At 66.3% G+C, this 13,684-nt stretch carries 16 protein-coding genes; 2 read left to right on the plus strand and 14 right to left on the minus strand.

Annotated elements, in window-relative coordinates; all coding sequences use genetic code 11:
• Nucleotides 1-4: 4 nt before the first annotated feature.
• On the minus strand, nt 5-148 hold the full coding sequence (locus tag WD184_07090) for a hypothetical protein (protein ID MEX0826494.1): 144 nt from the start codon (nt 146-148) through the stop codon (nt 5-7).
• 39 nt (nt 149-187) lie between these two features.
• Between WD184_07090 and WD184_07095 the strand changes: the two genes are divergently transcribed.
• Entirely contained in the window at nt 188-913 is a 726-nt protein-coding gene (locus WD184_07095) for a rhomboid family intramembrane serine protease (GenBank protein MEX0826495.1), read from the plus strand.
• Between the two features lie 4 nt (nt 914-917).
• Here the strand turns inward: WD184_07095 and WD184_07100 are convergent, their stop codons facing one another.
• Nucleotides 918-1,715, minus strand: a complete 798-nt coding sequence (locus tag WD184_07100; protein MEX0826496.1) for an HAD-IIA family hydrolase — start codon at nt 1,713-1,715, stop codon at nt 918-920.
• Nucleotides 1,716-1,774: 59 nt separating this feature from the next.
• Here WD184_07100 and WD184_07105 point away from each other — a divergent pair, with 59 nt between their 5' ends.
• Nucleotides 1,775-2,719, plus strand: a complete 945-nt coding sequence (locus tag WD184_07105) for a hypothetical protein (GenBank protein ID MEX0826497.1) — start codon at nt 1,775-1,777, stop codon at nt 2,717-2,719.
• Between the two features lie 14 nt (nt 2,720-2,733).
• On the opposite strand, the gene WD184_07110 is transcribed toward WD184_07105, so the two are convergent.
• The 12 genes from WD184_07110 to WD184_07165 form a co-directional block, all read right to left on the minus strand.
• On the minus strand, nt 2,734-4,080 hold the full coding sequence (locus tag WD184_07110; GenBank protein ID MEX0826498.1) for a M20/M25/M40 family metallo-hydrolase: 1,347 nt from the start codon (nt 4,078-4,080) through the stop codon (nt 2,734-2,736).
• A gap of 55 nt (nt 4,081-4,135) precedes the next feature.
• A complete protein-coding gene (locus WD184_07115) occupies nt 4,136-4,609 on the minus strand; it encodes a GNAT family N-acetyltransferase (GenBank protein MEX0826499.1) in 474 nt (157 codons plus the stop codon).
• Between the two features lie 89 nt (nt 4,610-4,698).
• Entirely contained in the window at nt 4,699-5,145 is a 447-nt protein-coding gene (locus WD184_07120) for a DUF4193 family protein (GenBank protein MEX0826500.1), read from the minus strand.
• Between the two features lie 75 nt (nt 5,146-5,220).
• Entirely contained in the window at nt 5,221-6,030 is an 810-nt protein-coding gene (locus WD184_07125; GenBank protein MEX0826501.1) for a hypothetical protein, read from the minus strand.
• Nucleotides 6,027-8,522 (minus strand): DEAD/DEAH box helicase, encoded by a 2,496-nt coding sequence (locus tag WD184_07130; protein ID MEX0826502.1) that lies wholly within the window; start codon nt 8,520-8,522, stop codon nt 6,027-6,029. Before WD184_07130 ends, WD184_07125 begins: the two co-directional genes overlap by 4 nt.
• A complete protein-coding gene (gene tatC / locus WD184_07135) occupies nt 8,519-9,235 on the minus strand; it encodes a twin-arginine translocase subunit TatC (GenBank protein ID MEX0826503.1) in 717 nt (238 codons plus the stop codon). Before tatC ends, WD184_07130 begins: the two co-directional genes overlap by 4 nt.
• Nucleotides 9,232-9,489 carry a twin-arginine translocase TatA/TatE family subunit gene (locus WD184_07140; protein MEX0826504.1) on the minus strand — a complete coding sequence of 86 codons (258 nt, stop codon included), beginning with the start codon at nt 9,487-9,489 and terminating at the stop codon, nt 9,232-9,234. The genes tatC and WD184_07140 overlap by 4 nt, the downstream gene beginning before the upstream one ends.
• 58 nt (nt 9,490-9,547) lie before the next feature.
• On the minus strand, nt 9,548-9,835 hold the full coding sequence (locus WD184_07145) for a hypothetical protein (protein ID MEX0826505.1): 288 nt from the start codon (nt 9,833-9,835) through the stop codon (nt 9,548-9,550).
• Between the two features lie 83 nt (nt 9,836-9,918).
• Entirely contained in the window at nt 9,919-10,845 is a 927-nt protein-coding gene (locus tag WD184_07150) for a WYL domain-containing protein (GenBank protein MEX0826506.1), read from the minus strand.
• Nucleotides 10,842-11,759, minus strand: a complete 918-nt coding sequence (locus WD184_07155) for a WYL domain-containing protein (protein ID MEX0826507.1) — start codon at nt 11,757-11,759, stop codon at nt 10,842-10,844. Before WD184_07155 ends, WD184_07150 begins: the two co-directional genes overlap by 4 nt.
• A 99-nt stretch (nt 11,760-11,858) precedes the next feature.
• Entirely contained in the window at nt 11,859-13,214 is a 1,356-nt protein-coding gene (gene pafA, locus WD184_07160; protein ID MEX0826508.1) for a Pup--protein ligase, read from the minus strand.
• A gap of 96 nt (nt 13,215-13,310) precedes the next feature.
• On the minus strand, nt 13,311-13,670 hold the full coding sequence (locus WD184_07165) for a DUF2007 domain-containing protein (GenBank protein MEX0826509.1): 360 nt from the start codon (nt 13,668-13,670) through the stop codon (nt 13,311-13,313).
• Nucleotides 13,671-13,684: the final 14 nt, after the last annotated feature.

Below are 13,684 nucleotides of genomic sequence, written 5' to 3' on the forward strand. Positions count from 1 at the left end.
GGCGTCAAGCCTCCGTCGCAGGGTCGTCCTCCTCGGACTCGAGGAGCGCGGACAGCTCGCCGGCGATGGTGTCGGCGAGGTCCGGAGCGTCGGCTGGATCCGTTGCCTCCAGGCTCGCGAGGTTTTCTTCGATGGGCGTATCATCCATGGGGGTCATTATCCCTGTGTCCCACGACAGGAACAGCCATTGCTGCCGATCCGCGACGTCAACCCCACGAGGATCAGACCCCTGGTCACCTGGACGATCATCGCCGTCAACGCCATCGTGTACTTCGGATGGCAGCCCCAGGACGTCGATGCGGCCACCGAGTTCGTCTACGAACGGGCCGCGATCGCATGTGAACTGACGACTGGGGCGCCGCTGAGCCTCGACGAAATCAACACTGGACGCTGCTCCGACGGACCCGAACAGCCCTTCTTCCAAGGCAAGAACGTCTGGCTGTCTGCCCTCGTGTCGATGTTCCTTCACGGGAGCATCGCCCATATCCTGTTCAACATGTGGAGCCTGTGGATCTTCGGGAACAACGTCGAAGAGGCCTTCGGCCACTTGGGGTACTTGCTGTTCTACTTGGCGGCGGGGGTGGCGGCGACCGTGGGGTTTGTCGTTGTCAACCCGGAGTTGACGGTCCCGCTGGTGGGCGCATCAGGGGCGATCGCCGGCATGATGGGGGCGTACCTCGTGCTCTTCCCCAGTCACCAGGTGATGTCCCTGGTGCTCTTTCGGATCGTCGCAATACCGGCAATCTTGTTCCTCGGAATCTGGTTTCTCAGCCAGTTCTTCTTCAGCTCGGAGGGGGTGGCGTGGGAAGCCCATGTCGCCGGGTTCGCCTTCGGTGCCCTGCTGGCGTTGCCGTTCAGGCGGCTGCTGTTGAGACGCACCCTGGCCGGTGAGCGGCACTCCTCGGCGTGGTAGCCCGTCACCGCCCCAGGATGGCCGGCAGCGCTGCGACCGATGGGATCACATGATCCGGCGTCGATTCGGCAGGCAATCCATCGGCGTCGGTAACCACGCCCGTCAGCACCAGCACCGTCTTCCAACCGGCCAACCGGCCACACGCGATGTCGGTGTCGGGGCGGTCGCCCACCATCCATGTAGGTCCGCCTCCGAGGCGTCGCTCGATGGCAGCCCGCATCGGTGCAAACGGCTTCCCGGCGAACTCCGGGGGGCGGCCGCCGGCCCGCTCGACGGCGGCGATGATCGCCCCCGCTCCCGGCACCGGGACCGAGTTGGTGGGGAAGGTCGCATCGGGGTTGGTCCCGATGAATCGGGCACCGAGGATCACCGCCTGGGCTGCCCGCCGGATGCGGTCGTAAGAGATCGCCCGATCGAGGCCGACCATCACCGTTCTCGCCTCGGATGGATCCTCGGTCACCGAGACTCCGTGGGCAATGAGGGTTCCCACCAACCCCGCTTCTCCGATCGGCAGCACCGGTTCGTCGCCTTCCTGGAGCATGGAGGCAGCGGCATCGGCCGAAGTGATCACCGCATCAGGAGAAGCGGTGAAGCCGGTGATGGCCTCGAGCCGATCGGCGACGACTTCCGCCGTCTTGGTCGAGTTGTTGGTGGCAAACAGCAACTTGAAGCCCCTGGAACGGAGCCGCTGAAGGGTCTTGCGGGCGCCCGCGACGGGCTGGTCGCCGACATACAGGCAGCCGTCGAGGTCGAAGACCACGTTGCCGGGCTCGTCCCCCCCGGCTAGAACTCGTCGGGCCAATGCTCTCCCCGTTTCCAGGTTTCATACCCACCGGTCCCGGCCCTCACTCCAGCGCCGGCATGGCCGCGCTCGCCAGGAGGATTCGGGACGAGGCGGGACGGTACCAGCCCGGCTCGGCGCTCGGCCGCGCGGTGTCCCTGGGGGATCTGGAGGGCCCGATCGGCCCGGCGTTGTTTCGCTACGAGATCCATCAGCCGGGTGGAATGACCGTGGTGGGGTTGGTGGGAATCACCCGGGCGGCCGACCTGGTCCCTCACGAGGGCACCGTCTTCGGAATCTCCGACCATCCCGCTCCGGCGGTCGAGATCCGGCCGATCCTGGCGATCGTAGATGAGCCGCTGCCTCTCGCCCCAGCGCTTGGGCCCCGGGTCGAGGTGGTCGACCCCACCGGAACCCGCCACACCCTGGCTGCGGTCGAACACGAAGGGTGGGAGCTCCATCGCCCGGTGGTGGCCGATGGCCACCACCGCCGGCGGGCGGTGATGGTGACACGGGGCGACGACACCACCGTTCTGACGATGGTCGTGGGCGACTCTGGCTCCGGTCTCCGGGCCGGCACCTTCCATCGAGTCTTTGGCGACGCAGGCGAGTTGCCCCCGACCGCCGCTGACGCCTTCGAGATCGAGCCGGTCCCGGAGCCGACGGTGACCGATGGAGCCCTGGTCTGGGTCGCAGGGCACTCGGGGCAGGTCGTCGAGCTGCGCCCCCGGGCAGATGCGCTGGCGACGGTACCCGAGGTACTGCGGGGATCCCCGGCTGCTGTAGCCGAAGCCCTTCTCTACCCGCTACTCGGTGTGCACGAGAATGATGCGCTCCACATCGCATCCTGGGAGTTGGCTGTCGAGGGGGTTCCAGGTCGGGGAGGAGCGCTGCTTCTCCCCGACGTCGACGTGGGAACAGTGCTGAGTGCGGCGCGGGCAGGGCGGATGCTCCCCCCGAAGGCGAGTCGGTTCCATCCCAAGCCGCTGCGGGGGATGGTGCTCCGAGAGTTCGCTGGTGAGTAGTCGATCGCTGCTGGCTATCGCCTGTCGACTATCTCCCCGAACCGGGCGACCGTTGTAGCCAGCAGTTGGGCCGTGAGTTCGAGCGAGTCCTCGCTGACCCTCTCGTCGTGGCCGTGGAACATCCGGAGAAAGTCACCGAAGGAGACCTTTCGGTCGAACAGTGAGACTCCGTATGCCACGGTTCCCTTGGGGCGAAAGAATCGAGCGTCGGTGCCCACCGGAATCATGGCCGGGACAAGGTGAGCCTCTGGCTGGATCCCATGCAACGCATCCGTCAGGGCTTCCCACAGCGGCCCGGCCGGCGCCGAACCGCCTGCAAGGGTTGCCTCGATGGTTTCGATCTGGATCTCGTCGATTCCCGGGCCGATCGCCTTGCGGAAGTGGTCGTGAACGTCGACCACGTCCTGGCCGGGAAGCACTCGCACGTCGACCTCGGCGACGGCGTGGTCTGGCACCACGTTGGCCTTCACCCCCGACCGGAGTGTGTTGGGACTGATGGTCAAGTGGGTGCAGGCGTGAATCCACCTGGCGAGGCCGAGGTCGTCGATGGCAATGCGATCGATGGCACCACCGATTCGGTCGATATCGAGTAACTCCTCGGCGAGACCATCCGGCGGAGCCCACGCCTCGACGAACCTCCGCCATTCATCGCTGATCGAGGCCGGCGGCGGAGCCGAGGCGAGCCGGGCCATCGCGTCGGCCATCGGCACCAGCGCGTTCCGAGTGCCGTATGGCTGGCTGCCATGACCGGGGACCCCGGTGGTGTGGAGCCGGCGCCATTGAGGCCCCTTCTCGGCAACGGTGACCGGCAGCCCCGGACCGGTGGTCCCGTCCAGCAGAGGAGTCCCGATCTCGGTGAGGAGGTAGTCACACGCGACCTCGTCCCAATGATCGGACACCAAGAGGCGAGCCCCGCGGCGGCCTCCGGCCTCTTCGTCCGCCACCGCGAGGAAGAGCAGGTCGCCGGGTAGCTGCCGCGTTTCGCCGCGCCGGTGTTGCGCAAACACCGCGGCCATTGCCGCCGTCTGATTGAGCATGTCGACCGCCCCCCGCCCCCAAACGAAGCCATCGCGGCGCTCGCCACCGAAGGGATCGACACTCCATCCCTCCGCCGACACCGGTACGACGTCGGTGTGACCCATGAGCATCAAGGACGGGGCCGCGGGATCGGTCCCCGGCACTCGCCAGATCGCGCTCATGCGCCCCGGATGCGGTTCAAAGGTCCAATCTGCCGTGCCCAAATAGGCCTCGAGGGTCGCCACGGAGCGGGCCTCGCCCCCGGAGTCCGGCGTCCCGTCGTTGACGCAGGCGTTCCGTATCAGCGCCACCAGCAACTCGACCAGGTCGCCCCGAGGAATCATCTGCGGTCGTCCCCGGGCAGTGCCCTCCGGGCGCCAGACGGAATCGTCGCCCCGGTCATCCGTCGCTCCGGTGCATCACGATCGACCGGGCCTTGAAGCCATTCGACTCGAAGAAGTTCTTCGAAGCCCGGTGCCCTGGCGAAACGTGGGCGTCGAAATCATGGATTCCTCGCCCTTCTGCATCGCTCAGAAACAGGGCGATCATCGCCTCCCCTACCCCAACCCCCCGGGCCCCGGCGAGGGTGAAGATGAGGTGTACCGCGGCGACGCGGCGGCCCCCGGCCTGCGGCAAGAGTGCTTCGTCGCGCGCCATCAAGAAGCCGACTGGAACCTGGTCGATTTCGCCGAGATACAGGTGGGCCGTTGGATCCCCGAGCAATGATTCAAAAGACCCGATCACCGGGTGAGGCAGCCCGTCCGCCGACGACCAGATCGGCTTGATCGCATCCATTTCGGCCGCGAGGTCGAAATAGAGATTCTCCAAGATGGGCAGGTCGTCCCGGGTGGCGGATCTGGAGGTGGGTCCCACGGGAACAAGGCTAAATCGGTCGCAGAAGAAGGTGTGTCGTGAAGCCCGGCTGGGCCAAAGGGGCGAGCCAGCGACCTATTCGCTGACCCCTAGGCGCAGTCGCGGCAGAGCTGCTTCCGCTTGTCGGCCAGTTGGCTGGAACGCTTCACCAGGAAGCACGAACGGCAGACGAACTCTCCCAACCCCGCGGTCTCGGCTGGGGTGTCGAGTTCGATGGCTTCGCGTCGGAGCTTCCGCAGCTCCTCGGCCTCATCGACCGGAAGGCTTTCGGCTTCCTCATCCTCGGTGAGCATCTCGAGCTCTTCGGCTTCGAGCTCGTCGAGTGCCTCGCTCTCTTCGTCGTCCTCGTCATCGGCGGCCTCGTCGTCATCTTCGGCTTCATCACCGGCGACGACGACGGCCGTGAGATCGACTTCGAGGTCGGCCTCGACTTCCTCGAGATCGACCTCTTCGATTTCCTCCTCCGCATCGTCGTCGTCATCCTCCGCCCAATCCTCTTCAGGTTCGGCGAGGTCTTCGTCGTCGGGGGGCGCCATCGAGCCTCCAGGTGGTGCAATGAAGCGGGCGGAGTATATCGCCGGCCGCCGGGACCCCTCCGCCGGGTGATCTGGCTAGATCGCAAGCCGGACCGCGGCGGAAAGGCAGGTCACTCGAAACGCGCCGTGACCGACCCGTATTCCGTCGACCACGACTGGCCACGCCGAGGGGGCGGCTATTTCGGCAGTGGCGAGGGAGCGCCGTCGCACGTGGTGCGAGCGTACGTGCATCCCATTTCGCATCGAGTGGCGCAAGCGGGATAGCGCGATGCGATGTCCGTTGAACAGTTGGACATCCAGGACTCCGTCCACCAGGGTCGACCGGGGCGCCACTCCCCACGAATGCCAAAATTGCCCGTTCAGCACCAGGATCCCCGATGCAACCGACTCGGTCACAGATTCGGCGACGGTGACCGACACGCCGGTGGAAGGCAGCAGCGGAGAAGGCCACCAGGGGAACCACCGGGGACCCTTCGCCATGATCCCGGCAGCCACCGAGTTGACGAAGACCCTCTCGCCGAAGCCTCCCTCGATGTGGCCGACGTCGACCGGGTACGGGGTGTGATCGACCATGCGCTCGATCGCCCCCTGCAGTGTCTGGTCTGCGGCGAATGTCCTCAACAGGTCCGAGTGAGTCGTGATCAATGCCATATCGGTCTGGTTTTCGAGGCGGCGAGCACCCACTTCGGCCACTGCGTCGGCCAACTCCGGATCGCCCCCCTCGATCGCGATGCGGCGAAACCCGGCATCGAGGGCTCCCCCCACCGACCCCGCCAGGCCGTGGGGATCGCCGACTGATATCCGGTGGGCCACCTGAGCCTCCCGTAGTCCGGCCTCGAGGGTGGTGGCGGTCGAGTCCTTGACGGTGAATATCTGCCAACTCATAGGGCCCCCTGCGCGGCCACGACTCCGCGATCGAGCCCGCGCAGTGCCTCGCGGATCCCGCCCGGAGGATCCTCCTCGACGTCTCCGATCTGGCGGATCAGGTCGATGAGTTGGCGGCAGTTGCGGACGAAGTCGCCTACCGGGGCGTCCTCCTCCTCGAAGAGCTCTGCGAGGTTTTCGCCGGACACCCACCGGTAGACGATCGAAGCGAAACCCGCATCCGGGGGCCGGGTCTCCTGGATTCCTGCCCGCCGCTCGGCGGCGGCGATCTCTGCCCAGATCTGTTCCACCCGTTCGGCAAGGGGGGCGACCTCAGATGGCCATCCGGCGACGGTGGGCTCGCGTCGGGCCTCATAGGTGAACGCTGAGGCGAGTGCAGCCAGCGAGGGGCCATCCAGGCCCACGAACAACCGCTCGGACAGCGCTTCCGCCAGCACCAGGTCCATCTCGTTGTAGACCCGGCGGAGGCGCTCTCCCTTCGGTGTCAGGCTCCATCCGCGTACGTAATGACGATCCTCGAGGAGACCGAGCAGGGATCGGAAGTCCTTGACCAATCCCGGACCGAGTGCAGCTGCCTGCCGCCGCCTTGCTTCGAGCCGGGCTTCGACCTGCCGTGCGGCCCGGGCCGCTTCGACATGCCCGATGATCGCCGGGTCGTCGCCTTCAGGAGGGTCGAGCACCAGGACCCGCTCCGTGGGCTGGAACCGGTCGATGGCAGCCGCGACTTCCCTTCGATACACCGGGTCGCGGGGACGAAACGGCCGGGGAAGGTCGATGCGTCCCACCCGGGCGACGCTCAGCGGCAGACGATCCGAGGCGACCCGGCGGATCTGTCCCGAGTCCGAGACGGTGAGGAGTCGGGGACGCTTGCCGGTGCCGCGGGAGACGACGGCGTGGCGAACGGTCGAGCCGCGCTCGTCCCACTCGAGGATGTCACCGGGACTCGTCAGCGCGGCAAACTCGGTCAGCTGGCGGTCGCGGTTGGGCGGCCCGGCGTCGGCAATCGCCCACACATCGACGTCGGCATGGTTGGCGGTGGTGCGTAGCTCGGCCAGCCGCGCCTCGTCCTCGGCAATCGCATCGACCATTTCCGCCCGACGTCGCCCTTCCCGGAACTGGGCAAACGACGACTCGAGCAACTGCTCGGCGGTCGTCCGGTCGTACCGGGCGACGAGGTTGACCGTCATGTTGTACGTAGGTCGAAATGACGATCGGAGGGGGTGGCTCCCCCGGGCGGCGATGCCGGCGGCACGCTCGAAGGGCACGTACGGCGAGTGGAGGATCACCGCGGTGCCTTCCTCGTCGATGCCACGCCTGCCCGCCCTACCCGTCAGTTGCGTGTAGTCCCCAGCCTGGAGCAGTTCGTGCGTCTCGCCATTGAACTTGGAAAGGCTCTCGAGCACCACTGTACGCGCCGGCATGTTGATCCCGAGCGCCAGCGTCTCGGTGGCGAACACCAGGCGAACCAAGCCCTCGGCGAAGAGGCGCTCCACGATCTCCTTCATGGCCGGAACGAGCCCCGCATGGTGCGAGGCAACCCCCGACTCGAGGGCGTGCAGCCACCGTTGGTATCCCAGAACCGCAAGGTCCTCAGGTCGCAGGTGCTTGGTACTGGCTTCGGCGACCGCCCTGATCTCCGTCGCCTCATCCGGTGTGGTCAACCGCAGGCCGCGAGCGACCACTCCGGATGCCGCACTGTCGCAGCCCGCTCGGGAGAAGATGAAGAAGATCGCCGGCAACAGGTGCTGACGACGAAGGAGCTCGCACGTCTCGTGCCGCCGCGGCGAGGCATAGCGACGCGAGGCGTTCGGTGCCCGCAGAGTCCGTGCGAGGCGCTCGTTGGGCCGGGCGCCCTGGAACACCGGATACAGCCGTAGCCCACTCTTGTCCCAGCGATCGCGAATCAGGTAGGTGGACTCCAGCGGGACAGGGCGCTCGGTCTCGAGGATCAGCTCGGTGTCGCCGCGTCGATCGCGCACCCATCCGGCGAACTCCTCGGCATTGGCAACCGTGGCCGAGAGACACACCAGCGGAATGCGCCGGTCGAGGTGAACGATGATCTCCTCCCACACCCCACCCCGTGTCGGATCCTGCAGGTAGTGGACCTCATCGAGGATCACCACCCCCACGTCGTCCAGGTCGACGCTCCCCTCGTACATCATGTTGCGGAGAACCTCGGTGGTCATCACCACGATCGACGCGGTGCCGTTGATCGAGTTGTCGCCGGTGAGCAGGCCGACGGCGGCGTCTCCGTGCGATCGTCGGAAGTCGCCAAACTTCTGGTTGGACAACGCCTTGAGCGGGGTCGTGTACACCGCCCGCTCTCCCCGGCCCAGCGCCCTGGCGATGGCGGCCTCGGCCACCACGGTCTTGCCGGCTCCCGTGGGTGCCGTCACCACCACGGATGCACCCCGGTCGATAGCGGCGGCAGCATCCCGTTGGAACCGATCGGCCGGGAAGGGCAGAGAGTCGAGATATGAGCGGGCAGTCATCGGCGGATCGTGAACCGGACGGCCCAGATGGTCGCCTCATAGAGCAGGTAGAGGGGCACCGAGAGGAGCAGCAGGGTGAGCGGGTCGCCGCTCGGGGTGATGACTGCTCCGACGACCACGATGAGCAGCACAGCCCAGCGGCGCCCCGCCGCCAGCTTCCGCCACCCGAGCACGCCGATCGCCGCCGCGGAGTACAGGAAGACCGGGAACTCGAACGACAGCGCAAATACCAGCAGGAACCGCATTGCGAAAGAGAGGTAGTCGTTACCGCCGATCACCGGCGTCAGGTCGTCACCACCGAATTCGATGAGGAACGCGAGGCCGCGTCCTAGCGACAGGTATCCGACGAACAGTCCGGCCAAGAACAGCAGAACCAGCACCGAGACGATCGGGACCACGACCCGCTTCTCGCGCCGGGTGAGGGCGGGGGCGATGAAGGCCCAGGTCTGCCAGATCACGATCGGGCTGGCGAGTACGAATCCGCCGAACATCGAGAGGCGCATGAACAGGCTGAAGGCCTCCGTCGGCCGAAAGAACACGAGATCGGCGTCGCCGACTACATCCTCGTAGGGGGCAACGATCAGGTCGAAGATCCAGTGCCGGAAGACGAAGGCGACGATCGCGCCAGCCACCACCGCCAGCGCGGTCTTGATGAGCCGGTTGCGCAGCTCCTCCAGATGGCTCATCAGCGGCTGGCCGGGATGATCGGTCATTCGTTGGGACCGTTGGCGGCGGGTGGTCGCTCCCCCTGAGTCGTTGGCCCCATCGCCCGCCTCACCTCACCGAGCGACTCGACGGTGTCTTCGTACTCGCGCTCAAAACCCTGGCGGAGGTCGATGGCGGTGGCACGGATCTCGCGCAACACGCTTCCCGCCTTGCGAGATATCTCGGGCAGCCGCTTGGGCCCGAAGACGATGAGGGCCACGGCGACGATCGTGATGATCTCGGCGGGACTCACGCTGAACACAGCGCGATGGTAGAGGGGGCCCGGGCGTGCCTACCCGGTCGGTTGCGGAGAGGCCGCCCTAATTGACCTGGTCCACCCACTCGCCGGAGTCGAGAGCATCGATGAATCGCCTGATCTCGGATTCGGTGATGGTTCCGCCGTCATCGACTACTTCGTAGGCGACACCGGTCGCGAGCAGGATGCTCACCACCCGGTGGTTGGCGGGCCGCCGCTGGGTGTCCCCGCACGTCGGGCATGAGAACAGGTACATGCCCGTGCCGTTGATCGCGGTGAGTTCGAGGGTGAGTTCTGCGGGGATCAACTCGACGTCGCCGCAGACGGCGCAAGTGGTCCGGATCTGGGTCATCGAGGTGCTCCCGTGAGGTTCCACATCATCGAGCAAGGTATCGGAGCACCCATTAGGGGCCTGAATGACCATTTGGGGCCTAGTCACCGATAGCGTCCAAGGATGCGGGTGCGCAGTGTCTCGGCCGCTGCGGCGACCTCGTCGCCCGCCACCAGGGATGCGGATTCGCCGAGGCGAAGGAGGAGCCGCGCCGGTACCAGTGGGTCACGGGCCGACAGGTCGATGGTGATGCCTTCCTCGTCGGAAGCGATCGTCGAAACCGGGTAATACTCGGCCACCCAGGCCGCGTCGGGCCGCAGACGGATGCGCGCGGTGACATCGTCGACTCCCGGGGTGTACCGAATTCGGGCAACGGGTGGCGACTCCTGAGGTGTGAACTGCTCACCGGTGAGCGCGGCCTCCCTGATCCGGTCGACGCGAAACACCCGTTCGGCGGCAGCCAGTCGGCAGTATCCGGTCACATACCAGTTGCCGAGCGTCGCCAGCACCCCCCACGGCTCGATGGCGCGCTCGGTGGTCTCTCCCGAGCCGATTGCGGTGTAGGTGATGGCCACCACTTCCCCTTCTCGGGCGGCATGCCGGAACAGTGCAAGAGCGTCGGGCTCGGCGGCGAGATCGATGGCGACGGTTCCTTCGTCCGGTAGTACCACCTGCTGGAGCTTGGCAACCGCGGTCGCCAGCGCCGGAGGCGCCACCCCGGAGGACATCACCGCCAGCCCTGCAGCAAGGAGCATCAGGGCCTCGGCCGCGGTCAAGCGGACGGGTCTGGAGAAGTAGTCGGCCATGTCGACCACCACCTCGTCCTCGTCGACGAAAGCATCCATGAGATCGCCGGGGCCGTAGCCCGGCAGACCGCAGACGAAGACCACATTGAGATCCTTGACCAGATCGGCCTGCTCGTATCCGAACCGCCGGCAAACCTCCTCCACGGTGTTTCCGGGGTTGGCGATCACCCACGGCAGCATCGAGAGAATGCGGGAAAGGCGCTCGGCGGTACGTGGGCTCGTCACGAGACCCCCAAGTGCTCGATGAAGCGCTGCCGGAGTTCGGCAGGAGCGATAATCTCCGCGGCGTCCTCGAAGCCGATGATCCACCCGATCAACGCCGCCGGCGACGCCACCGGGAACACCGCCTCGAGCGATCCATCCGAAGAGACGGTCACCCGTGCGGCCGTCGACAGCTGACGCCGTGCCCACCAGGCGATCCCGGCGTCGAAGCGGACAGTGACCTCGACATCCTCTTCTCCGGCCTCCCAGGGAGCTTCCGGGAAGTCGTCTGATGCCCGAAACCCCTTGGGGCGCTCGAAGGCGCCCGCCTTGGTGCCCGCCGTGATCCCTGCCATCCGGTCCACCCGGAAGGTCCGTCGCTCCTTCGATGACTCCCCCACCGCATACCAGTGACCCATGCGGTGCACGAGGCCCCAGGGCCGCAAGGTGCGTTGCTTGTCGCGGTAGTCGAACTTCAACACCCGCCGCTCGGTCAATGCCATGAATATCTCGCCCAGCGCGTCGGCCTCGGCACCGAGATCAGCCGACAGCGGGTCGCCGGTCGATGCCATCGGCACGCCACCCAGCTTGAAGATCGCCGCGGGGCCCGGCGCCTGCCCTCCGAGGCGGACCATCCTGGTGGCGAGCCAGAGGGCGGTGCGTTCCTCGTCGGTCAGTCCGGGATCCGGCAGTGAGTACTCATCCGGCGAGACGACGTAACCCTGCTCGATCTCCCACGCATCCGTGTGCTCCAGCGACAACGGCACCCCCAACTGCCGCAGCAGGTCTTTGTCCCGCTCGAAGGTGCGCCTGAAGGCTTCGTCGGTCGGCTGGTCGTAGCCCGCCACCGTGTTGCGGATCTCATCGGCGGTGACCGGGCGACCGACGGTCAGGAGGAACGCCAGGAGGTTGAGGATCCGTTCGACGACGCGCTGCACGGAAGTGACTGTATAGGAAGAGCCAAGAATCAAGAATCAAGAAGCAAGAGTCGAGAGCAGGACGACTCTCTTGATTCTTGGCTCTTGACTCTTGGTTCTTCACAGACTCGCGATCAGCTTCTCGACGCGTTCGTCGACGGCGCGGAAGGGGTCCTTGCAGAGCACGGTGCGCTGCGCCTGGTCGTTCAACTTCAGGTGTACCCAGTCGACTGTGAAGTCGCGATTGCGGGCCTTTGCCGCCTTGATGAACTCACCCCGCAACCGGGCGCGGGTGGTCTGTGGAGGGTGAAGGAGTGCCCGCTCGACGTCCTCATCCGTGACGATCCGCTCCACCAGCCCGCGGCGTTCGAGCAGGTAGTACAGACCTCGCTCTCGAGTGACGTCGTGGTACGACAGGTCGATGAGGGCGAGGCGGGGATCGTTCATGGCGAGGCCCCGGCTGGCGCTGTAGTTCTCGATCAAGTGGTACTTGGCGACCCAGTCGCATTCGCGCTGGAGGCTGAGTGGATCCTTCTCGAGCCCGGTGAGGAGGTGTTCCCACATCTGCACGGCCGACTGCACCTGCGGGGGAAAGCCGGTGCTGCGGGCGTAGCGAATGACCCTTTCGAGATACTCCCATTGCATGTCGAGCGCCGAAAGCTCCCGACCGTTGGCCAGCCGAACCTTCCGGCGACATGTGATGTCGTGGCTGATCTCGCGAATCGCCCGGATCGGGTTCTCCAGAGTCAGGTCGCGGAAGACGACGTCGTCTTCAAGCATCTGCAGGATGGCGACGGTTGATCCCACCTTGACGTATGAGATGTACTCCGACATGTTCGAGTCACCTGCGATCACGTGGAGCCGCCGGTACTTCTCGGCGTCCGCATGCGGCTCATCCCTGGTGTTGATGATCGGACGGCTACGGGTGGTCGCGGAGGAGACCCCCTCCCAGATGTGCTCGGCGCGCTGAGCCAGGGAGAAGACGGTGCCCCGGGCCGTCTGCAGCAGCTTGCCCGCCCCGCTGAAGACCTGGCGGGTGACGAAGAAGGGAATCAGGGTGTCGATCATCCGCTGGAAATCGGTCTGGCGGTTCACCAGGTAGTTCTCGTGGCACCCGTAAGAGTTCCCGGCTGAATCGGTGTTGTTCTTGAAGAGAAACACCTGACCGCGAATGCCCTCTTCTTCCAGCCGTTGCTCGGCCGAGTGGAGCAGCCCTTCGAGAACGCGCTCCCCCGCCTTGTCGTGCGCCACCAGGTCGTACAGCGAGTCACACTCCGGCGTGGCGTACTCGGGGTGGCTGCCGACATCGAGATAGAGGCGCGCCCCGTTCTCGAGAAACACGTTCGACGAACGGCCCCAGGAGACGACGCGCCGGAACAAGTAACGGGCGACTTCGTCGGGCGACAGACGGCGCTGCCCCCGCAGCGTGCAGGTGACGCCGTACTCGTTCTCCATCCCAAAGATGCGTCGTTCCATCGGAGGCGAGGGTACCGGTGCCGGATCGATTGCGGACGGAGATCGGAGCCGACCAGGCCCGGGCGGAGGCCCAGCCTGACTAGTCCGCTCAGCCCCCTAGAACACCCGCATCAGGGTGCGGATGACGGCGGTCGCGACGATCACGAGCGTGACGGCCGCCACGAGACGCATGGGAAGGTTGTTGCGGTCGGCCACCGCCCCGCCCCGCACCTCGGGGCTCAGGGCGAACTCGATCTCCGATGCGGTGAGCACTTCGATGGCGTCCTCGACGTCGGCCTCGGCGACCAGGATCTCGGTCACCGCCCACTCGCCGATGGTCATTCGGTAGGGGCCGAGCGACTCGCCGTGGACCCGCGTGGCGATACCTGCCGACTCGAGCAGAGCCGCCGAGATCCGAGCCGACACCTCGTCACCGAACTTGGCGAGCGGGACCAGTCGCCCCGCGGAAGTGTCCATGAACGGAAGGGTAC

It is taken from the genome of Acidimicrobiia bacterium, assembly GCA_040878325.1.
Taxonomy (GTDB): Bacteria; Actinomycetota; Acidimicrobiia; order Spongiisociales; family UBA11373; genus JAUYIV01.

Coding starts and splice junctions, on each gene's coding strand:
- WD184_07125 (MEX0826501.1), bottom strand. CDS start 6,030: ATGAGTTGGCAGATATTCACCGTCAAGGACTCGACCGCCACCACCCTC.
- WD184_07145 (MEX0826505.1), bottom strand. CDS start 9,835: ATGACCCAGATCCGGACCACTTGCGCCGTCTGCGGCGACGTCGAGTTG.
- pafA (MEX0826508.1), bottom strand. CDS start 13,214: ATGGAACGACGCATCTTTGGGATGGAGAACGAGTACGGCGTCACCTGC.
- tatC (MEX0826503.1), bottom strand. CDS start 9,235: ATGACCGATCATCCCGGCCAGCCGCTGATGAGCCATCTGGAGGAGCTG.
- WD184_07110 (MEX0826498.1), bottom strand. CDS start 4,080: ATGATTCCTCGGGGCGACCTGGTCGAGTTGCTGGTGGCGCTGATACGG.
- WD184_07130 (MEX0826502.1), bottom strand. CDS start 8,522: ATGACTGCCCGCTCATATCTCGACTCTCTGCCCTTCCCGGCCGATCGG.
- WD184_07105 (MEX0826497.1), top strand. CDS start 1,775: ATGGCCGCGCTCGCCAGGAGGATTCGGGACGAGGCGGGACGGTACCAG.
- WD184_07165 (MEX0826509.1), bottom strand. CDS start 13,670: ATGGACACTTCCGCGGGGCGACTGGTCCCGCTCGCCAAGTTCGGTGAC.
- WD184_07090 (MEX0826494.1), bottom strand. CDS start 148: ATGGATGATACGCCCATCGAAGAAAACCTCGCGAGCCTGGAGGCAACG.
- WD184_07120 (MEX0826500.1), bottom strand. CDS start 5,145: ATGGCGCCCCCCGACGACGAAGACCTCGCCGAACCTGAAGAGGATTGG.